Below are 21,360 nucleotides of genomic sequence, written 5' to 3'. Positions count from 1 at the left end.
TTGCTCGATTTAGTCTTGTGAGAATCTAATGATCTCAACGGTCATCGGGTATCGTAACAAAAATACTTAGGGAGACGACATGTCTATTTTATTACCACGCAAATTTATCGCCATGACGGGCACGGCCATTGCAACCAGTCTTTTGCTTGGCGGCTTCGCCGCTGCGCAGGATCAGGTTGAAGAAAAGAAGGACAGTTTTGTCTTTGAAGAAATCCTGGTGACAGCAACGAAGCGCTCTTCCACCATTCAGGATGTGCCATTTTCCATTAACGCCTTGTCTGGCGCGGACATTCAGAAGACTGGTTCGACAAACCTGGAAGATGTCGCGCGAAATGTGGCTGGTTTGATGATCCAGAATTTGGGCCCGGGGCAAAGCCAGGTCGCCATTCGCGGCGTCTCCGCCGGCCAGATCGTGCGCGACCAGCCGGGTGTGAAGGAGCAGGTTGGGGTTTATCTTGATGAATCCGTGATTTCATTGTCTCTATTTACGCCGGACCTTGATCTCTATGACCTGAACCGGGTTGAAGTCCTGCGCGGCCCACAGGGCACCCTGTTTGGGTCCGGCTCTGTTGGCGGGACCATTCGCTATATCACCAATCAACCAAGCCTGGATGGTGCGGAAGGCTCCCTTGAAGGTAATGTGAACAGCATTTCCGGCGGCAGTATGGGTGGGCATTTTAAAGCCATGGTCAATATTCCCGTCTCTGAAGACAAGGCGGCTTTGCGTATCGTCGGCTATCATACCGAATATGGCGGTTATATTGACGCCCTGACCGAAGGCGGCGGCATCTGGGAAAATGTCAACAATGGTCATCGATCAGGCGGCCGTGCGACATTACTGATCCAGCCTACCGATAATGTGACGATTACACCGCGGGTGATTTATCAGAAGATCAAAAGCAATGGGAATAACCGCCAGGAAGTCTTCAATCTTTACGCCAACCCCTACACCACAACACGACCGCCGGTGACGTTCAAGGAACGCCAGCAGTTTCTCTTGTTGCGGGAAGGGTTTAACGACGAAACGTTCATTGCTGATACGACGATCGCAGTAGAAATGGAGGGCATTGATGTCACTTCCGTGACCAGCTATACGGACCGGGACATTCTGGTCAGCCGGGACGCCAGCGCTCTCACAGGCAGTGTGTCTGTTGATCTCGGCTTTCCGGATGCTGCCGTCCTCCTGCCTTCTAATCTGCGGGACACCACCAAAGTTCAACAATTCACCCAAGAATTGCGGGTGAGTTCAAATAACGACAGTCCCCTCCAATGGGTTGGTGGTGTTTTCTATTCCAATACCGATCGTTTTTACAAACAGTTCCTGCCAACGCCGGGGTATGATGCCGTGACGGACGCCGTTCTAGGGGCGGGAACATCTGCTGCGGTTGGTATGGGGGTCGCGCCAGCGGATTCCCCCTTCTATTCTGAATTGCCTTATACTTTGGAACAAATCGCTGTCTTCGGTGAAGCTTCTTATGATATTTCCGACCGTCTTCAGGTAACGGCCGGTGGTCGCTATTATGACTATAAAGAGGAGCGCTCGGTGACCCAGGTCGGATTATTTGGCAACGGCGTTGTCGATCAGGTCGACAAAACCGCCTCGAATGGCTTCACGCCACGTTTTCTGGCCAGCTATGATGTCAGCGACGAGGTGACGCTGAATGCCCAAATCTCGAAGGGTTTCCGTCTTGGCGGGGTGAATGATCCCCTGAACACGGCTTTGTGTAACGCGCAAGATCTCGCTATCTTCGGTGGTTTCCAGGATTATGACGACGAAACCCTGTGGAACTACGAAGCGGGTGTCAAAATCAAGACAGATAACGTGACCCTGAACGCGGCGGCCTTCTATACCAAGATGTCCAATCTGCAGGTCACCCTGGATGCGGGTTCCTGTTCCTCGCGAATTTCCTTCAACGTGCCGGAAGCCCATAGTCAAGGGGTCGAGGTCGAGATGAAAGCCCATCCTTTTGAAGGTTTGGACCTGTCTCTTGCCAGTAGCCTGATCCAGTCCGAGTTCGATTCAACTATTGTGGATAGTAATGGTGATGTACTGGGTGGTGTCCGTGACGGCAACCGTTTACCGTCCACGCCGAAATTCAACATCGCGATGACAGCGACTTATAATTTCGCACTGGACTCTGTCAGCAGCGGGGCTGAGGGGTATGTATCAGCAACCTTCCAGCATCGCAGCAGTGTCTTCACGCAACCTTCCGATCAGGAAGTGGGCGGACCTGATAATCCGGTTCTGACGCAAGCCTCCGGCCTGCCTTTTGGCGGCGCAAGTGGTGCGGATAACACTGTGCTTGATCTTGAACTGGACGGATATCAAACCATGAATCTGAGTGCTGGGATCGTGCTGGAAGACTGGGAAGTGGTGGCTTACGTCAACAATGTTACGGATGAAAACGCCAATCTGTCTTTTGACAAAGAACGGGGTGGCCGGGCACGTCTCGGTTTCCGCACCAATCAGCCGCGGACCTATGGCCTTACCTTCCGGGCCAACTTTTAAACCGGTTCATCCTTTGGGATAATAGATTTAAAAAATGGCGGTTCCGGTTTTCGGGCCGCCATTTTCGTTGCTGACATTTTGGGCTAATTTTTTTTTATTACACGTCGCGGATAGATTTTCTGCAACAGTCTGATACTAAGCGTCCCTTCGACCATTGATACTCGTGTTATGAAAAGGGCTGTTGCGATCATGCAATTGAAGCAAATTGAAGTTTTTCATGCGGTCTATCCGACTAGGATCTGTCAGTAATGCGGTAAATCATCATAGTATAATGCGGCCATTCTCGCCTTTGGTCGGCTGTCAGTACATTCTAGCGGTTTTTTTTGCGCATCAGCAGGTCCGTTTGCGGGTCATCACCGAGCAGGAAGGCGTGGCTGTCGAAGGCGACAAAGCCGTGGCGTTGATAAAAGCGTATGGCGCCAGGGTTCTGTTCCCAGACCCCGAGCCATAACCAGTCGTAATTATCCTGCCGGCTAACGTCGAAAGCCTTCTGCAGCAGAGCCTGTCCCACGCCGCCGCCCTGGAATTCGGCGGTGATATATATGCGTTCAATTTCCAGCGCATTCTCGAGCTTGTGTTCTGTTTGGGCCGCGCCGCGATTAAGCTTGAGATAACCGATGATTTTGGTGGAGCAGACGGCAAAGAAAAATGTTGAGTCCGGGTTGAGAAATTCCGCTTCAATGGCCCCGTAACAGAAAGCCTGTTCGCTGTAGGCCGCCATATCTTCTGGTGTATTCTGAAGGCTGAAGGCTTCGAGGAATGTTCGTTTCGCCAAAAGATGCAGGTCCTGAATCTCATGGGCGCCCACCGGGCGGACTTCAATCTGGTTTTTGTTCATGCTTCAATTCTCCGCTGTGAACGGTTCTGCTGACGTTCCCATGGTAATAGAAGGCCGGGGGCATGGGAAGTTTTTTTGACTTTACGCATTTTCTGGTGCATCAGGATTTGTGGTCCAGAATAATATATATAAATCAGTATTTTATCGTCAGTCTGGTTGATGTCGAAGCCCGGCCCGGGAGACGTTAATATCTCAATAGCGTTCTTGAACTTTCTTGAAACGGTGCAGTAACGAGCCGGCAGAAAGACGGGATTTTCCGTCATTTTTTAGTTTCTTTTATTTTTTTATTCCCAAATCTGTCCTGTCCGCTGTCTTACCTATGAGACGCCTTGATGTGGGGTCTTGTTAAAAATGACAGCGTTGTCATTTTATCGTCCTCACGTCAATCCACTAAAAGCGCGACTGTGCTTAAAAAAGACGGGATACGACCGTCTGAAGTTCAAAAATATATGGAGTGAAAAAATGACCAATACTGTTCCCGATAATCCCTCTGCACCCCGGATATCCCGACACCGTAACGTCGCCCGGATAACGCTGGCCGCCTTATTGGCGTCCAGTTCACTGATCGCATTTTCAGGTCCCGCGCGCGCCGCGGAGAATGGCGATGAAACCACACTGGAAGAAGTGGTGGTGACGGGCATCCGCGGCAGCCTGAAACAGGCGCTGGATAAAAAGCGCGATTCCAATTCTATTGTGGACGGCATTAATTCACTCGATATCGGCAAATTTCCCGACAAGAATGTCGCCGACAGTCTGCAACGGGTGCCCGGCGTTTCCGTCGATCGCATCTGGGGCGAGGGCCGGGACATCTTTGTCCGCGGCACGGGCAGCGATCTCAACCGTACCTTGATGAACGGTCAGAATGTCGCCTCCGCCTACTGGTGGGCCAATGATAACCCAAGCCGCGGCTTCAACTATTCAATTCTGGCGTCAGAACTTGTCGCCTCATTGGAAGTTTATAAAAGCCCGATGGCGAAGCTGGACGAGGGCAGTATCGGCGGCGCGGTCAATGTCATCACCCGTCGCCCGATGGATCTCGATCCCTTAACGGTGATGGGTTCCGTTGAAGGCCAGTATAGCAAGCTGCCGGACAAGATTGACCCCCAGGCGTCTGGTCTGGTGAGCTGGAAGAATGATAATGAAACCTTTGCCATTCTTGGCTCCTATAACTATCAGAAGAGAACCGTGCGCCGGGACGGTCTGGAAGGCTTCCCGACCAATTCCCTCTATGACGTGGAAGATCAGGACGGCAACGTCACCCGCGACGTCTATGCGGTCTGGGGCGGCGGTTCCGCCATCTTCCAGCAGAAGCGTGAACGCAAAACCGCCAACCTGGTGTTGCAGTTCCGCCCCAATGATCAGTGGGATATCGTCGTCAATGCGGTGCGTTCCGACATGGACATGGACAATAACAACCAGAATTACCTCTTCGTGCCCGGCGGCTTCAAGCTCGGCAAGGTCGATCCCGACACCGGCGTGAACAGTGGTGAAGTCGTGGTTGATCCGGTGTTCATCACAACCAGTGACGGCAAGCAGGCGATTGTCGGCGGGACTTTCGGACTGGCCACCACCCACGGGGTGGCGGATGAGCCAATCTACCGCGAATCCAACATCAAGGCCGCGGTCTATGATATGGATATGAGCTATGAAGGCGACGGATGGCGCGCCCGGGGCCAGATCGGCTATACCACGGCCGAAGGCGGCAGTGAACATGACCGCAATTACTGGTTCGAAGGCAACAGCCGCATCGTCATGAATCTGCAGGCGGACGTCAATGAATTCAGCTTCCCGGAAGTCGACCCCAATGACGGCAGTCAATTGCGTCTGATGCCGGGATCGCTACGGGACTGGGTGCGCAAAATGGAGGATGATGAATTCTATGCGCAAACCGATGTGGAGTATGATCTGGACAACAGCGCCTTCACGTCCCTTGAGTTTGGCGTGAAATTTCGCTCTCACACCATTGAGAATAACCGGACCAATGGCTCTGTCGACACCAGCAACCCGGCCAATGCGGCGGGCATAGCGGCGCTCAGTGCGCTGACATTGGCGGACCTGTCCAGTGGACCAACCCCGACCCTGCATGGCGCGACAGCCACAGAGGGATCTTTGACCAGCTATGCCTTCATGGACATCGACAAGGCGCGGGCCCAGGTGGATGCGGTGCTTGACGGTGGTCTGATGACCTATACACCGGACCTGAACGCTTTTTTCAACATTAACGAAAAGATCACGTCCTTCTATACGCAGGCTAATTTTGAAACCGGCAATCTGCGCGGTAATGTGGGCGTGCGCATGGTGCATACCAACCAGACTTCAAAAGCCTATCAGGGCGGTAGTCTGCAGGAAGTGAACCGCAAATATACCGAGTTCCTGCCGAGCCTCAATCTGGTCTATAACCTGCGGGACGATGTTCTGATCCGGGCGGCGGCATCACGGGCCATGGCGCGGCCAACTTTCCAGAATTTGAGCGCCAACCTACTGGTTGATGCGACAACACCAACGGCGTCTGGGGGTAACCCGTTCCTGAAACCGACCTTCGCGACACAGTTCGAGGCGGGCTTTGAATGGTATTATGATGAGGCGTCCATCTTCTCCGCCACGGTTTTCCGTAAGGACCTGTCGAGCTCCATCCGCACGATTGCCCAGGAAGAGGTTTTCGAAGGCCGCACCCTGACCATCACCCGGCCGTTTAATTCGGACGGGGCGGATATCACCGGGCTTGAGGTGCAGTTGCAGCATGACTTTGGCATGGGTATTGGTGCCTTGGCCAACTATACGCTGACGGAAGCGTCGGTGACCACGGACGGCAAGGAATCCGAACTGCCCGGCAACTCCAAACATCAAATGAATGCCTCGGTCTATTATGAGGATGATACCTTCAGTTTGCGCCTGTCCTACAACTACCGGTCGGAATCCTTCAGTACCGAGATTTCCGGCGGGCAATTGTCGACAGCGCCCTATGATCAGTTCGACGCCACGGCCACATGGCATGCGACCGATCAGGTGGATGTCTTCATGAATGCGGTGAATATCACCAATGAAGTGATCTTCCAGCGCACCAACGACGGAATCCCGGTGGGGTTTTATGAGAATGGCCCACGTTATAGTGTGGGGGTTCGTTTCCGGTATTAATAACGCATTAATACCACTCTCCGGCTGGCCCCCTTTCCCTGGGGCCAGCCTTCCCTGTTTTTGGGGAGCCACGTAAACAAGGGGTAAAATGATGCAGAAAAAACCTTTCGGGGAAAAGCATATTATCATTCTGGGCGGCGGCACCGCCGGATGGATGGCGGCCAGTCTGTTTGACCAGGCTTGGGGGGCGGACGGCGCGCGCATCACGTTGATTGAATCGGCGGAGATCGACACCATTGGTGTCGGGGAAGGTTCTACCCCCTATTTGCGGCAGTTTTTCCGCACACTGAATATTCCTGAGAATGAATGGATGCCGGCCTGCAACGCCACCTATAAATGCGGCATCCGTTTCCCCGGCTGGAGCGGCAAGCCCGGTTTTGAAAGTTATTTTCATCCCTTCTTTTCCGAACTGGATCAGGATACGGGTTATGCTTTCTTTCATAATTGCGCTCTGCGACGCGGCGGGATTGACGTGCCGGTCAACCCGGACCGTTTTTTTGTTTCGGCGCAACTGGCGGCGCAGCATAAATCACCGGTCGCCGGTGACGGTTTGCGGCACACCCCCGATTACGGTTATCATTTTGATGCCGGATTGCTGGGCGCTTTTCTTAAGAAGCGGGCCGAGGCGCGCGGTATTAATCACCGGATTGACACGGTGGAGCGGGTGGCGCAGGACGAGAGCGGCGACATCACGGCCCTTCACTTGAAGGACGGGGGCAGTGTGGACGGCGATTTGTTTATTGATTGCACGGGCTTTGCGGCGCTGATGATACAAAAGAGTTTAGGGGAGAGGTTTGTCAGTTACGGGGATGTCTTGTTTAATGACCGGGCTGTGGCGCTGGCCAGTCCGCTCAATCCGGCGGAGGGGCTGCCGTCCGAAACGGTCTCGACCGCGCTTGGTCATGGCTGGGCCTGGAAAATTCCCCTCACCACCCGATTTGGCAACGGCTATGTCTATTCTTCGGCGCATATCGACGAGAGTACGGCGGAGGACGCGCTGCGCCGTCATCTGGGGCCGGCCGCCAAGGGGGGGGAGGCCCGGCATCTGAAAATGCGGGTGGGACGGGTGGAAAATCACTGGCAGAAGAATTGTCTGGCCGTTGGCCTGTCTCAAGGGTTCATTGAGCCGCTGGAGGCGACGGCGCTGATGCTGGTGCAACTGACCATCGAGAAATTCATCCAGATGTATGGCGAGGGCGACTATACGTCGCGACATCAACCGGCATTCAATCAGAGGATCAACATGTTCTTCGACGGCATCCGCGACTATATCGTCACCCATTACAAGATCAACGGCCGCAACGACAGTGATTATTGGATTGAGAACCGGGATAACCCTCATATCTCTGACAGGCTGGCGGAGCTGCTCGCGGTCTGGGATGGCGGCGGCGATTTTGAAACGCTACTGGACAGATACGGTGATGCGCTGATTTATCTGCGCCCGAGCTGGTATGCCATTCTGGCGGGTATGGGGCGTTTTCCGTCTCATGCGACATCCGCACCGGCGAAGACCCCGATCGCGCCGATGCATCAGATCCATGATCTGCATACCGAGGCACTGGCCTATTTCCCTGATCACAGAGATCATCTTGCCCGGATGTATCCCTTCTGATCCCATATATATGGTTTGTTAAAGGGGCTGTCGTTATATCGGCGCGCGGGCGATGAGGATTTTACCCTGCACACGGGTTACCTTGACAGGAAAGGCCAATGACAGGGCGTCAAACCAGCTGTCGATATTCTGGCGATGCACCGTGCCGGAAAACTGCAAATCGCCGAGGTCTTTATCCAGTAAAATAATAGTTTCGTCTGTGTAACGATCAAGCCTGTAGAAAACATCCTGCAGCGTTTCGCCGCGGAAAAACAGCACGTCGCTCTGCCAGGACAACATGTCCCGGGTGTCGGCGACGGCATAATTGACTTTGTGATCGGCTTTGGCATAGCTGATTTGCTCGCCGACGGTCAGGGTGGCGGGCAGCGTCGCGCTGGCGGACTCGGTCAGCGCCGGGGCATCATCGCTTTTCAGGCCGATTGTGCCTTCCACCACCGAAACCATAATGAAGGCCGGGGATTTGCGGATGTTGAAGGCGGTGCCGATGGCGCGAACCTCAAGACCGTTGATATCGACGGTAAAGGGCCGGTCAGGGTCTTTCGCCACATCGAAATAGGCTTCCCCGCTGGACAGGGTGATATGGCGTTGATGGGGGCTGTAGTCCGATAGGATACGGGTTTCGGCGCCCAGAAAGACCGACGATCCGTCGTCAAGCACAATACGACGATGCTCCGCCGTATGGGTGGTGAATTCAAGGGGCGTCACCATGGTGTTATACATCGGAACGGCGACCACCAAGGCGAGAAGCGCGAGGGCACCGGCGTAAACCGGCACAGGGGATATGGTCAGTAAAGACCGCAGTCTTTGCCAGCAGGAAGGCAATGCAGCAGCCTGGGCGCGCTGATGGTCTTTGATCGACTGGCTGCCGTCATAACTGTCGGCGGCGAGTTCCTCAGGAGTGGGCATTCTATATCTGCTGACATAATCGACATCCTGCCACAGTTGGCTATAGGCGTCGACGGTCTTCGCCGCGGCTTCGGACTGTTTGCTCCAGTCATGAAAGGCTTCCCATTCATCGACGGTGGCGGATTTTTCCTGAATGGACAGAAAAAGCTCGGCGCTCTTTTTATCCACCGCGTCGGCAGATTTTATCTGATTTTTGGTGTGTTTCCGGGGCATAAATTTAACCATTATTCATTCGATCTTTGCAGTATCTGATGGCCTGTAAGACGTATTTCCGGATCATGCTCTCGCTGAGGTTCATTTGGCGAGCGATATCGGCATAGTCACGGCATTCTACTTTATGGAGCAGAAAGGCCATACGGCATTTGGGCGGTAGTTCTTCGATAATCAGTTCCAGTTTACGTATTCTTTTGCGGGCGTCGACGATGTCATCGGCCAGGGCTTTTTCATCCGGAGGGTCGATTTTTGTGACATCTATATTCTTGCTTTCGCCGCGCCGGATACGTTGCCTGATCCGGTTGATGGCGAGATTGCTGGCCGTTTTGAAAAGATAGGCCCGCAGATGATTGACGACTTCGTCCTGATCAAGGCCAAGAATTTTGACATAGGCTTCCTGCGCCACGTCCCGGGCTTCATGACGCGAGCCGAGTTTGAGTACGAGGAAGCGGATCAGGCTGTCGTTATGCTGTAGAAACAGACGCTCTATCTCGTCACGGCAGTGCGTCGAGGCGGCGGGGTCATCATCTGTTTCCTCCCTTGCGCGGGGAGCATTCACATCATTCTTGGGTCCAAATACCATACACGCCCATCAGTTAAAATTTCCATCCATGATATAAGACAATCCAGCTTCCGGATTTGGGAATGGAAAAACAAAATAAATTTTAGCAGCCGCTGTATGCCGCAGAATTCTGCGGAAAACTTCGTCGTTGCAATTGGTGTATTTTGTTTATAGCATGGTTCGATAATAAACCCGAAACCGGGAATGATATAAAGATAAATCCCTGAACAGGCCCACAGAGGCATCGGGAAAAAGAGGGTGGGACCGGGAGGAAAGTGATCGCGTTGTTCGGGACAGTGCTGACGGAAATCATGAAAGCAGGAGGAGGTTTCTTTGGCGGCGGCGCTTGCGCGGGTCGACGGATCAGGGTCATGGCGTGTGTTCTGCCGGTCCTGTTAAGTGTGGGCCAGGTTCACGGCGCCGCGCCGGAAAAACTGCACAGCAGGGTGCCCTTTGATCAACCGGCGCAACCGCTGGACAAGGCTTTATTGGATTTTACCCTGCAGACGGATATCCAGATCATCTCCAAGACATCTGACCTGGGCGGGATGAAAAGCCGGTCTTTACGCGGTCGGTTCAAACCGCTGGAAGCGTTGGTGCAAATCTTGCGTGGCAGTGGTTTGAAATTTGCGGTTGCGGGGCAGAATACCATTGTTGTCGGGCGCAATGTACATCTTCTGTCGAGCCAGAACCCGGAAGCGGAACCATCAGAAAAATCCGGAAAAGAACTTTCGGAAGAGGACAAAGGCGGCGACCCGAAGGCGCTGCTGGAAGAAGTGATCGTTACGGCTCTGAAACGGGTGCAGAATTTGCAGGATGTGCCGGTGCATATGCAGGTGTTGGATAAAGATCAGCTGACCCAGAGTAATCTCAACCGGATGGAGGATTTGGTGGTGCTGTTGCCGACGGTGACCTTCACCCAACGGCGCGGTTATGATCAGTCGAATTATCGTATTCGCGGGGTAGGAACCCAGATTCTGGGGGCAGGTGTGGAGCCGGGAGTGGCCACCTTTATTGACGGGGTGGTGATGGCCCGTGGGGGGGCGGCGCTCAATGATCTTCCCGATGTGGAGCGGGTCGAGATCCTGAACGGGCCGCAGGGCACCTTGTTCGGCAAGAACGCCTCCGCCGGGTCGTTAAATATCATCACCAAAAGCCCCAACCGGCAAAATGCCGAAGCGTCCTTTTCCACCCGGGCCACCAGTGACGAGGAATATGGGGTAAAGTTCAGCTTCAGCGGCCCGCTTGGGGCTACGCTGGCCTATCGTTTTAGTGGATCTTTTAGTGACTGGGATGGTAATGTAAAAAATATCATAACCGGCAATGACGTGAATGGCGTTACCGCCAAAAGCCTGCGCGGTAAATTGCAATGGAGCGCGCGGGAGAATGTGGATGTTCTGTTGTCGGCGGATTATTCGCGTCAGAATACGGAATGTTGCGCCCGCATCACCCGGGAAGACCGTCTGGGGCTGTATATTGATCCTGCGATTGCCGGGGATGCGCGGCCCGGTGGCGGGACAGCCGATATTCTGGGGGTGCCGATTGGTCCTATGGCGGACCGGATTGCCCATAACCGCGACCCTTTTGTCATTTCCACAAATTACGGGGCATCCCTGACCGCCAACATGGACCTGGGCACCCATACATTGACCAGCATTTCAGCCTATCGGGTGTGGGAAGCTCTGAACAGCTGGGACAATGACCTGTTGCCGATCAATTTCCACCGGCAGCAACGTTCGGAACGTTCGGCGGACTGGGCGACACAGGAATTCCGTCTGGCCTCGCCGACGGACGGGTATTTTGATTATCTGCTAGGGCTTTATTTTTACAAGACCGCCACGGACGCACTGGAATACGCCGACCGGAAATATGTCAATATTGATCTTGACCAGATTATATTTGTGCAATCGAAAATAGAGAATGAAAATCTCGCCTTCTTTGGGCATGTGAATTACCACCCGACGGAAAAACTGAAACTTTTTGGTGGTTTTCGGGTGCTGTATGATCAGATCACCGGCACGGCCCGGCGCGGCGGCCGGGATCTGGCCCCGGATGGAAGGGTGCTGATGGATCATTCCACGCCAGAAGTACATAACAGTAAAAGCGAGATCGCACTGGTGATGAAGACGGGGCTGCAATATGACTTTACCGACAGCCTGAATGGTTATGTGACTTACGGGCGGGGGTATAAAGGCCGCGGATTCGGGGTTGAATTCGGTTTCGATCCCCAGCGATTTGTCGAGAGTGAACCTATTGACGCCGAACGCTCGACCTCTCTGGAAGCGGGCCTTAAGGCGACGTATTTTGATCGCCGTCTGAAACTGGTGGTCACCGCCTATCACACCCGGATCGAAGGGTTGCAACTGGGGCTGCGTGATTTACGCGGAATAGCCAATCTGTTGGGGTCTGTGCCGGAAACCAGTGTGCGGGGAGCCGAAATCGGTTTGGTCGGCCGTGTGACCCATGGTCTGACTTTGTCAGGGGGGATTGCCTATAACAACGCCCGTTTTGATGATTTTACCAATGGCCTGTGTTATCTCGGTCAGACTGAAGCGGAAAAGTGCTTTTCCGGGGCCCAGGATCTTAGTGGCCATGTATTGGAAAATGCGCCACGCTGGAAAGGGGTGTTGAGCCTGCGTTACGCCCGGGAAATAGGGGGACTTGGGGCTTACGGTTATCTGCAGGCCAGTTACCGCCGCCAGAGCGCGGTTTTTCTGTCCGATGACGCCGACCCGGGCAGTATTCAGGACGCTTACGGCATCATGGATCTTAGTCTGGGACTGTATGCCGAGGATGAACGCTATCATTTCAGCCTGTTTGTGAAAAACCTGTTTGACCAGAAATATGTCGCAGGGGTCAGCGCCAACAGCGCCGATGGCGGCGGGGTGATCATCCATACGGTGCCGCGGGATTTTAAACGCTATATCGGTATGGCGGTCAATGTGAATTTCTAATCCGGGGACTGGTCGAGGATTGCCTTGGCGATCGCCCGGCCGCTTTCAAAGGCATTTTCCAGCCGTGGCCCGAGGCACCAGTCACCGCCGGCAAACAGGCTGCCACAGTCCGAACCCAGATAAGACCGGCCCAGGGGCGTGACCGTGCGGGCAAAGCACCAGCGATGCGCCGCCCAGTGAACCGGGGCGGGTAAGGTCGCGCCGCTCAAATGGGCGAAGGCATGGCGCAGGATCTTGGCTGCGGTTGTCGGGGTGTCTTCGAGATGATCGGCGGTCCAGGATTCTGTGGCATGGATGGTCCAGCTGTCCTTTCCCCTTTCGCGGCCTTGTTTGTGGCTGCTGCGGGCGGCCCAGTTAATGATGGATGGCGTTTCTGGATTTTTGGGAGCGCGCCAGACATCAAACCCGGTGGCCAGCGGTGTCTCGAAAGTGAGCATCAAGGCCCAGCACGGGGCGAATTCAACAGCGGACAGTTTTTCAGCAAGGTCGGGCAGGCTTTTCATCAGAAGATGTTGTGCCTGAGGCGCGGGAGCGGTGCAGACAACCACGTCAAAGTCCTGAAAATCCTGCTGCGCCATAAGCGGATCTGTCGTATCGGAAATATCAAGCCGCCAGCGCGCACCAATCCGTTGAAGGTTCGCCACCCGGCTGTTGAGCCTGACGGTGATGCCATCAAGGTTGTTTTTCAAAGAACTGTTCATGGTCGGTTGGCCGACAAACCAGGCGGCCGGGCTGGTTTTTCCCGTCGGCGCCCAGGAAGCCATGCGTCCCGCCTGACATTCCGTGGTAATATAGGACTGAAAGGACGGGGATGTGGCGGTGAAAAATTGTGCGCCGTGATCGGCCTGTGACATGCTGTCAAACCGTCGCGTGGCGAGACGCCCCCCGAGCCCGCGGCTCTTTGCAAACAAAACCACATTTGCCCCGGCGGCGGCCAGGGCCTTGGCGCAGCTGACCCCGGCCATGCCTCCCCCGATGACGGCTATTCGTTTTGAATGATGCTTCATGATGCTCTCTTCCCATTGTATCCTGCGTTATACGCAGATGCGCGGCAAATGGATCAGGGAAAAGCATAAAAGAGTAAGCCGGCCGTCAGGATGGCGTCTTCCGGGCGGTTTGCCGGGGGTGCTTTGCGGAAGCAGACCGGTTCTAGCAGGGGGTGGCGGCGAGCGCCTGCAGGGCCTTTGTCCGCCGGTGTTTAACGATGTTAAAGCCCGCGACGCTGAAGATCACCAGAGCGATGCCAATCCAGCCGCCGAGACTGACCTGATCGGCGGTATAGAGACCCGGCCAAATCAAGGAAGCCGTAAAGGTTGCGGCGATGGTGAATAGCGGCGTTGTCGCCAAAACGCTGCCCACTTGCGAGGCATCCCAATAATGTAGGGCTTCGGCGAAGGCGCCATAGGCGATGATGGTGTTGAAAGCACAAAAAGTCAGCAGGCTCCAGTCAAGGGGTGTCAGGGCGGCGAAACCACTGGTGTCCGAGGCGGGAAACAAAACGACGATTGCCAGGCCATAGGTGAACAACAGGATATTGCTGGGGCTGAGTTTTTGACTGAGTTTCTTTTGCAGCATGGCGTAGAAAGTCCAGAACAGCGCGGCCCCGACGGTGAGAAATACCCCTTGCCACAGCATCGCTTCCGTGGTCAGGGCGCTGATCAGGCTGTCATGAAAAAACAGGACCAGCCCGGCGAACAGCAGAACAAAACACAGGACCTGAAGGGCGCTCATGCGTTCCTTGAAGACAATCACACCGCCGATGGTGAGAAAAAAGGGCGTCACCTGGGTGAAGACGATAGACGCGCTGGGGGAAATGTAATTCAGGGAACTGATATAGCCGACATAATCAATAATGAGAAACAGGGCCGCCGCTGTCAGCAGGGTCCAGTCGCGGCGGGTCAGTGTGCGGAACTGTGCCAGCGCGCCGTTGAAATACTGAATTACGGCGCAGACCCCAAGCGCCACAAGAAACCGGAACCAGGTGATGGTCACCCCGTCGAGTTTCTGCAGACTGAATTTCAGCGCCAGCGGCAGAATACCCCAGAAGAGTACGGAGATCAGGATCAGGATTAATCCTTTGGCAAAGGCGGTGTCATGGTTTTTCTGGGTCATATGTCGTCTCATATATAACAATATTCCTCTATATGATCTCTTTTTGCTATATTGTCTAATGCATATCAATTATATATGATATGCATTGAAGTAATAATAAAGTCTGACCGCCATGCATGAAAATCTGCGCAGCATCGACCTTAATTTGCTGACCGCTCTGGAAGCTTTGCTCGAGGAAGCGCACGTCAGCCGGGCGGCGGAACGGTTGAACCTCAGCCAGTCGGCCATGAGCCGGACGCTGGCCCGGTTGCGTGATCTGCTGGATGACCCGCTGTTGATCCGGGGGCCGAAAGGCATGATCCTGACCGCCCGGGCGCAACAGCTGCACGTGCCGTTGAAGCAGGTGCTGGGCGGGGTGAAAGGGTTGCTGCAGCGGGAGGTCTTTGATCCCCTGACCACGGACCGGCATTTCCACATCAAGGGCACCAGTTACGTGGCCCAGGCCTATTTTCCGGCGGCGCTGCAGCGGTTTTATCAGGAGGCGCCGGGGGCGTCCCTGTCGATCCATAATTTGACCTTCAATGAAATGGCGGGCGATGAGGCGGCATCGAGTGATCTGGTACTCTGCGGCGGCGGTATGGGTATTCCTGACAGTTTTAAACAGCGGCAGGTGGGCCATGACCGCATGGTTGTGGTGATGAGCGCCGATCATCCGTTGGCGGGGGTCGATCTGACGCTGGACTCTTACGTTGCCTATCCCCATAGCCTGATTACCGTGGGCGGCAGTCCTCATAGTGGGACGATGGAGCCGGTGCTGGAACGGCTTGGTCATCGCCGGGATATTCAATTGCGCCTGCCGCATATTGTCGCGGGTCTTGAAATGGTCGGGCAGAGCCATCTGTTGCTGACCATGGCGTCGAATCTGGTCGAGAAATTCAAAACGCCCTTCAATCTGGTGATCAAGCCCCTGCCGTTTGATTATCCGCCGATTGATTATTATTTTTCCTGGCATCCGGTCCATCATCAGGACCCCGGCCATATCTGGTTGCGCAATCTTTTCTATGAAGAGGTGCGCAAGGTAATTGGCGGGGGGTGAGGGAGATGTATCAGGTTATGGGTGCCGCCTGCGCGGATGTTTTAAAATATGCAGATGGAGACCATCGCTATTGGTTTTGAGACGGTGAATTCCATGTAGGATACCTATAAAAGGAAATTGGCACCTAAGTTTAAGACTGACTACGTAATTGAAAAAATAAGTTACAAGCAACCGCCTCTAGCTTTGCAAGCTGATTTTTGTCGCACAGTTCGAGAAAATTGTCTGTAACATCTTCCCATGATGAATTTTCTGCCGAATCTAAATCAATATCGAACTTGAATACATTACCGTCTTGGCAGAATAATAATACTGCAGTAAGTGTTGCTGCTATCGGGAAATATTTATACCAATAGACACTGACGATATACTAATCCACTTTGCATTAATTGCTTATAGAAGTCCTCATTAACTAGTAGTTTCTTATGGAATTTGTCGTTTAACTCAATGAGCTCGTTTGTAAGTGATTCTAATTTTCTAGCTTTCATTGCCCCATGGTTCCCCTCAGAATGCTGTTTAGATTACTGTGATACGGCGTAATTCATAATGATTTTCTTAAATTATGGACATAATAAGAAATGCCCCAAATCAGAGATAAGAAGAAAAGAGCGATGATCAAAGAAGGAGTTATAGAGAGAAATATAATGTCTATTAGTGTGAGCTGTCGCTCTAACCCTTCTTGGAACCAATTAATATAGTTACTGTACATTTATTGCTTGAATATTCTTCAACCGCCCATTTGAGATCATGGGGCATGAATGAAAGCCCCTCTAACTTGAATGAGGCCTCTTTCTGAACGAACCGAAGTTTCTGCCTATTCTTTAATTTAATGGAAAATGTACTCAGTTTGAGAGGAAGGAAGGGCAAAATTAAGTTTGGTATTTTTTTCTCTTGAATGTTGAGAGATTCAATATTACTCCATTCTATTAATTTAAATCTCCTGGCAGATGTCTGTAACCAAATGCCTCTTTGCACAACTCTCATCAGGGGCTGCACAAAACCAGTAATTCCATGCAGCATAACCAGCGTCACTATACTAAAAAATACTATGCCTAGCCACAAACCAGCTTTCATCCACATTACTTGAAAATCTGTAAACTGATCCCTTGATATTTTGAAATCTGTAAAAAGACCTTCTAAAACCAACTCCAAAGAACCGATTGTTATTACAAAAAATATCATGAAAATCATGAATATATATTTCTTGTTTAAACGAATATTATAGCCATCTTCGCGAATTACATTACGCTTAGTTGAAGCCAAAATTGTAGGCGATATTTCCCTCACCCCCCAAGCTCCATCACTTTCCGCTCGCCCGCTGTGGGGTCGGTATGGTGGAATTTAATATTTCGGCATTTCTCTAAACTAATGGAAGGGTTGTTCCACATCATATGCGCCCCCAATTATCTATCACTCTTAAATTTCTTCTGAATTTAACCACAGCGGGCGGTCCTTGGCAAGATCCGGGTCGCGGCCTGAGTGGAATAGGGGGGGCAAAGGATAACTTTTCCTTGCCTTGGCGACGGGGGAGAGTCATAAAGGCGGCCATATTTATACCTTTAGGAAACGTAATCATATGACCATCGAAACCACCTTGCGCGCCCGGGCCGAAAATAAATGTGAATTGTGTGGCGCCGAGGACGGGCTCACCGTTTATCCCGTGCCGCCCGCCTCCGATGACACGGCGGATCAGGCGGTGCTGCTCTGCGCGACCTGTCATGCCCAGATCAGCCATCCGGAACAGGTGGAGCCCAATCACTGGCGCTGCCTGAATGACAGCATGTGGACACCGGTGCCGGCAGTGCAGGTGGTGGCCTGGCGGATGCTCACGGCTTTGCGCGGTGAAGGCTGGCCTCAGGATCTGCTGGATATGCTCTATCTCGAGCCCGAGGTTCAGGCCTGGGCCGAGGCGGGCGAGGGGGCTGGTGATGAGGATGGCATCGTCCATAAAGACAGTAATGGCGCGACGCTCGCCGCCGGCGATACGGTAACCCTGATCAAGGACCTGCCGGTAAAGGGTGGTGGCTTTACCGCCAAGCGCGGCACGGCGGTGCGCAATATCTCTCTGGTGGCGGATAACCCGGAACATATCGAAGGCCGGGTCAATGGACAACATATCGTAATTTTGACCAAATTCGTGAAGAAATCCAGTTAGATGCATCTACAAATTAGCAAGATATAATATTAAGTTATTTGTTTTGTATTAACGGCTTAAACAACCGGGCGCACCCTGAAAGGTGCGCCCGGTGTTTTTGTGGGATGCTTATGGTTAATAAAGGGTTAATGGCTTTATTGTCTTTGCGCGGCCTTATTTCAGGGCCTTCTTCAGTCGCTCCATGGCGATATTGAGCTGCTCGGGCGAGCGGCAATAACAGATGCGCAGGAAGCTTTCCGAACCCTTGCCAAAGAAATAACCCGGCGCAAGCCCGACATTGCTGCTGCGCAGAATATCAAGGCAGGCCTGTTTCGAGTCCGCCATGCCGTCAATTTCAAAGAAGGCGTACATGGCGGCGGTGGGGCGGCGGCGCAGGATCACCCGGGGAATATCCTCCAGCGCACCGCAGACAATCTCCATGCCTTCGCGGCAATAATTGGTCATGAATTTGACGAAATCCTCGCCCTGCTGCAAGGCGGCGACCCCGCCATATTGCAAATAGGTGGTGGTGCCGCTGGACGTATATTGCACCATCATGGCCAGGGTGGCTTCCAGGCTCGGCGGATGGATCAGCCAACCAAGCCGTGACCCGGTCATGCTCCAGGATTTAGAGAAACTGTTGATGATGATCACCCGGTCTTCCGGTTCCGCAATGTCACTGAAGGACGGCACCATGGGCATCTCGTAGGACATGCGGGAATAGACCTCGTCAGAGAAAATCCAGATGCCGGTCTTGCGGCTGAGCTCGAGCAGTTGCTTCTGCACCGGCACAGGCAGCACCGCGCCGGTGGGATTGCCGGGCGAGGCGAAGAAAATCGCTTTGGTGCGGCTGTCACAGGCAGCGGCGACCTTTTCCACATCCAGGGTCCAGCCGTCATCGCCAAGATCCATACGCACGGACCGGGTTTCCGCACCCATCAGACGAACCACGCCGGTAATATTGGGCCAGACCGGGTCGATGATCACCACATTGTCGCCCCGGCCCACGGTGGCCTGCACCGCCAGCATAATCGCCGGCATGCCGCCGGATGTGACCGTGATCCGGTCCATGGTGATGGGTTTGGCGTTCAGTTTGCCGAGATAATCGACCAGCGCCTGACGTAATTCGGGAATGCCGTTCTGATGAGAATAGAAGCCTTTGCCCTCCTGCATGGCGGAGGTGATGGCCTGGCCGATGAAGTCAGGCGTTTTGATATCGCCTTCGCCGAACCACAGGGGCAGGATCTCCTTGTTGGTGAAGGCGTCCTTGGCGATATTGGCGATATTTTCCAGCGGGATCGCCCGAATATGATCCTGAAGGCCGGAAAGGGCGGTCTGTGAAGGGGCTATTGACATCGAAAACTCCTGATGTGTCTTGTTCGGGCTTTATGTGGCCGAAAATTCTGTAAGTTGTGTGGAAAAATAACTGCGGTTGGCGGTGATATCATCACCGATCACCACAAGGCTGAAGCCCTGATCCCGGCGGGCTTTCGCCTGCTGTAATGTCGCGGTGAAAATGCCACAGGAAACATTCGCGGCTTCGCATTGACGCTTGATGTCCTGAATGGTGGCTTCATAGGCGGACTCTGTCGGGGCAAGCCCGAGAGACAGCGACAGATCGCCGGTGCCAATGAAGATCATATCGAGATGCGGGGTTTGGAGAATTTCGGCGAGATTATCCACCCCGCGGGCGGTTTCAATCATCAGGGCGGTGACGGTGGTCTTGTCGGCCTGTTCCTTATAGGCCGGAAAATCACGTAACGGCCGGATACCGCCGCCGGATCGCGAGCCGTGCGGGGGGTACAGGGCCCAGTCGACGGCGTTGTGCGCCTCTTCCGCCGTTTCAATCAACGGGACGATAACCACCTCTGCGCCTGCATCCAGCGCACTGCTGATGGCGAAGCGCGACCCGTCGGCCAGCCGCACCATGGGGATCATTTGATCCTTGACCATGCCAATGGCACTTTCGAGCGACCTGCGGTCCCACAATCCATGCTGGGCATCGAACACGACCGCATCGGCGGAGGTTTCCGTGACAAATTCCGTCAGCGGCAGCGCCCCGAGACAGAGCCAGAAGCAGCCAAGGGGATGATTATTCTGTAGAGCGTCTTTGCAGCGCATAGCTTATTCTTCCTTGTGAAGGATCAAGATATATGTAAAATCAAATAAATGCCACAGGTTTTTCCAGGCCTTTCTTTTAGGTCGCCTTTCCCATAGAATTTTATCGCAGTCTTATGTGCGTATCCCGGCCTTTTTCAGCAACGGCAGCACCCGGTCGAGGAAATAGGGCAATTCATACTTCGGATTAACGAAAGACAGGGCCAGCCCGCCAAAACCCAAATCATGCAGCGCGATCATTTCATCGGCGATCTGCTCCGGCGTCCCGATCAACGGGTAAGTCCCGGCGCCGCCCGCAAAACGCTTGCGGTAGAGATCATAGGCCTTTGGGTCATGGGACCCGGACATGCTTTTCTTCATCGCCATATGCTGATCGACGGCGGCATTGTCGGTTTCGGTCACCGCATAGGCGGTGTAATAGTCCTCGGCTTCCTGGGTGGTCGGGCGACAGACCACATGCACAGGGGCGAAAACCCCGGCGTTGCTGTCGGCTTTTTCCACCCGCGCACGAAAATCGGCGATGGTCTCGCGGGCGTCTTCATGGGTGTTGAATGTGGTGAAGATACAGTCGCAGGCGCTGGCGGCAAAATCACGGCCGGGGGGCGAAAAGGCGGCCGACAGGGTCACCGGATGGGGGTCTTGCACGCTGCCCGGGGCGCCGGACACGCCTTTCAGGTCGAAATAATCGCCTTTATAATCAAACGGGGCGCCACCCTCCAGGGTGCGGGTCAGAATCTCGAACCATTCCTTGCCCTGGTCGTAAACCTGATCCGGTTTGGTCAGGCCGAACATATCGAATTCCGGCTGGTTCCAGCCGCAGACGATATTCAGGCCGGCGCGGCCATGGCTGGCGTGATCAACGGTGGCCAGGGCTTTGGCGGCATAGACCGGCGGCACAATCAGGGTGTGGACGGTGGAAAACAGGGCGATCTGCTCGGTAAGCCCGGCCAGCGCCGCGGCGAAGGTGAAGGTCTCATAGGAAATATGCCGGGCGTTGGTGTCGCCGCCAAAACCCTTCCAGCGCGCCAGCGGCAGGAAGAAGTCCAGCCCGGCCCGGTCCGCCATCTGGGCGGCGGCCACCACATCGTCCCAGTCGGCCATCCAGCGGTCGGCGTGATTGGTGATTGACAGACAGCCGTCGGCGTTGGCACCAAAGACGCCGAGCTTGAAGGCGTTACCGCCGCGCATGGGGTGGGATTTCACTCTCGACATAAAAACCTCATCTATTGTCATT

Annotated in this window: 16 protein-coding genes; 6 read left to right on the top strand and 10 right to left on the bottom strand. The window is 53.9% G+C overall.

From position 1 onward, the window contains the following. The first annotated feature begins 79 nt into the window (after window positions 1–79). On the top strand, window positions 80–2,509 hold the full coding sequence (locus FIV45_RS15100) for a TonB-dependent receptor (RefSeq protein WP_099470779.1): 2,430 nt from the start codon (window positions 80–82) through the stop codon (window positions 2,507–2,509). Window positions 2,510–2,819: 310 nt separating this feature from the next. On the opposite strand, the gene FIV45_RS15095 is transcribed toward FIV45_RS15100, so the two are convergent. Together FIV45_RS15095 and FIV45_RS15090 are read right to left on the bottom strand one after the other, a co-directional pair. Next, complete coding sequence (locus tag FIV45_RS15095; RefSeq protein ID WP_204601946.1) at window positions 2,820–3,347, bottom strand: GNAT family N-acetyltransferase; 528 nt, start codon at window positions 3,345–3,347, stop codon at window positions 2,820–2,822. Next, window positions 3,344–3,610 carry a hypothetical protein gene (locus tag FIV45_RS15090; protein ID WP_099470780.1) on the bottom strand — a complete coding sequence of 89 codons (267 nt, stop codon included), beginning with the start codon at window positions 3,608–3,610 and terminating at the stop codon, window positions 3,344–3,346. The genes FIV45_RS15095 and FIV45_RS15090 overlap by 4 nt, the downstream gene beginning before the upstream one ends. Before the next feature lie 199 nt (window positions 3,611–3,809). Here FIV45_RS15090 and FIV45_RS15085 point away from each other — a divergent pair, with 199 nt between their 5' ends. Next, window positions 3,810–6,482 carry a TonB-dependent receptor gene (locus tag FIV45_RS15085; RefSeq protein WP_165776849.1) on the top strand — a complete coding sequence of 891 codons (2,673 nt, stop codon included), beginning with the start codon at window positions 3,810–3,812 and terminating at the stop codon, window positions 6,480–6,482. Between the two features lie 91 nt (window positions 6,483–6,573). Then, window positions 6,574–8,094 (top strand): tryptophan halogenase family protein, encoded by a 1,521-nt coding sequence (locus tag FIV45_RS15080; RefSeq protein ID WP_181040090.1) that lies wholly within the window; start codon window positions 6,574–6,576, stop codon window positions 8,092–8,094. A 33-nt stretch (window positions 8,095–8,127) separates the two neighbouring features. On the opposite strand, the gene FIV45_RS15075 is transcribed toward FIV45_RS15080, so the two are convergent. Together FIV45_RS15075 and FIV45_RS15070 are read right to left on the bottom strand one after the other, a co-directional pair. Continuing rightward, window positions 8,128–9,225 (bottom strand): FecR family protein, encoded by a 1,098-nt coding sequence (locus tag FIV45_RS15075; protein ID WP_099470783.1) that lies wholly within the window; start codon window positions 9,223–9,225, stop codon window positions 8,128–8,130. Continuing rightward, window positions 9,218–9,796, bottom strand: a complete 579-nt coding sequence (locus FIV45_RS15070) for an RNA polymerase sigma factor (RefSeq protein ID WP_099470784.1) — start codon at window positions 9,794–9,796, stop codon at window positions 9,218–9,220. The genes FIV45_RS15075 and FIV45_RS15070 overlap by 8 nt, the downstream gene beginning before the upstream one ends. 254 nt (window positions 9,797–10,050) lie before the next feature. On the opposite strand from FIV45_RS15070, the gene FIV45_RS15065 reads away from it, so the two are divergent. Beyond that, the gene (locus FIV45_RS15065; RefSeq protein WP_099470785.1) at window positions 10,051–12,729 is read left to right on the top strand and encodes a TonB-dependent receptor; all 2,679 of its coding nucleotides are present in this window, start codon (window positions 10,051–10,053) and stop codon (window positions 12,727–12,729) included. Here FIV45_RS15065 and FIV45_RS15060 read toward each other — a convergent pair. Beyond that, a complete protein-coding gene (locus FIV45_RS15060) occupies window positions 12,726–13,736 on the bottom strand; it encodes an NAD(P)/FAD-dependent oxidoreductase (RefSeq protein WP_099470786.1) in 1,011 nt (336 codons plus the stop codon). The genes FIV45_RS15065 and FIV45_RS15060 overlap by 4 nt on opposite strands. A gap of 142 nt (window positions 13,737–13,878) precedes the next feature. After that, window positions 13,879–14,853 (bottom strand): DMT family transporter, encoded by a 975-nt coding sequence (locus tag FIV45_RS15055; RefSeq protein WP_099470787.1) that lies wholly within the window; start codon window positions 14,851–14,853, stop codon window positions 13,879–13,881. Between the two features lie 100 nt (window positions 14,854–14,953). On the opposite strand from FIV45_RS15055, the gene FIV45_RS15050 reads away from it, so the two are divergent. Continuing rightward, window positions 14,954–15,877, top strand: coding sequence for a LysR family transcriptional regulator (locus FIV45_RS15050; RefSeq protein WP_099470788.1), 924 nt, complete (start codon window positions 14,954–14,956; stop codon window positions 15,875–15,877). A 666-nt stretch (window positions 15,878–16,543) separates the two neighbouring features. Here the strand turns inward: FIV45_RS15050 and FIV45_RS15045 are convergent. Beyond that, complete coding sequence (locus tag FIV45_RS15045; RefSeq protein WP_133118498.1) at window positions 16,544–17,161, bottom strand: hypothetical protein; 618 nt, start codon at window positions 17,159–17,161, stop codon at window positions 16,544–16,546. 289 nt (window positions 17,162–17,450) lie between these two features. Here FIV45_RS15045 and FIV45_RS15040 point away from each other — a divergent pair, with 289 nt between their 5' ends. Next, window positions 17,451–18,029, top strand: coding sequence for a PhnA domain-containing protein (locus tag FIV45_RS15040; protein WP_099470790.1), 579 nt, complete (start codon window positions 17,451–17,453; stop codon window positions 18,027–18,029). Between the two features lie 153 nt (window positions 18,030–18,182). Here the strand turns inward: FIV45_RS15040 and FIV45_RS15035 are convergent, their stop codons facing one another. The 3 genes from FIV45_RS15035 to FIV45_RS15025 all read right to left on the bottom strand — a co-directional run bounded on the left by FIV45_RS15035 (window position 18,183) and on the right by FIV45_RS15025 (window position 21,338). Then, entirely contained in the window at window positions 18,183–19,364 is a 1,182-nt protein-coding gene (locus FIV45_RS15035) for a pyridoxal phosphate-dependent aminotransferase (protein ID WP_099470791.1), read from the bottom strand. Window positions 19,365–19,394: 30 nt separating this feature from the next. Next, window positions 19,395–20,129 (bottom strand): HpcH/HpaI aldolase family protein, encoded by a 735-nt coding sequence (locus FIV45_RS15030; RefSeq protein WP_099470792.1) that lies wholly within the window; start codon window positions 20,127–20,129, stop codon window positions 19,395–19,397. A gap of 111 nt (window positions 20,130–20,240) precedes the next feature. Further along, on the bottom strand, window positions 20,241–21,338 hold the full coding sequence (locus FIV45_RS15025; RefSeq protein WP_099471053.1) for an LLM class flavin-dependent oxidoreductase: 1,098 nt from the start codon (window positions 21,336–21,338) through the stop codon (window positions 20,241–20,243). Window positions 21,339–21,360: the final 22 nt, after the last annotated feature.

It is taken from the genome of Paremcibacter congregatus (assembly GCF_006385135.1).
Classification (GTDB): Bacteria; Pseudomonadota; Alphaproteobacteria; order Sphingomonadales; family Emcibacteraceae; genus Paremcibacter; species Paremcibacter congregatus.
This window is presented reverse-complemented; position numbering and strand designations above follow the sequence as displayed.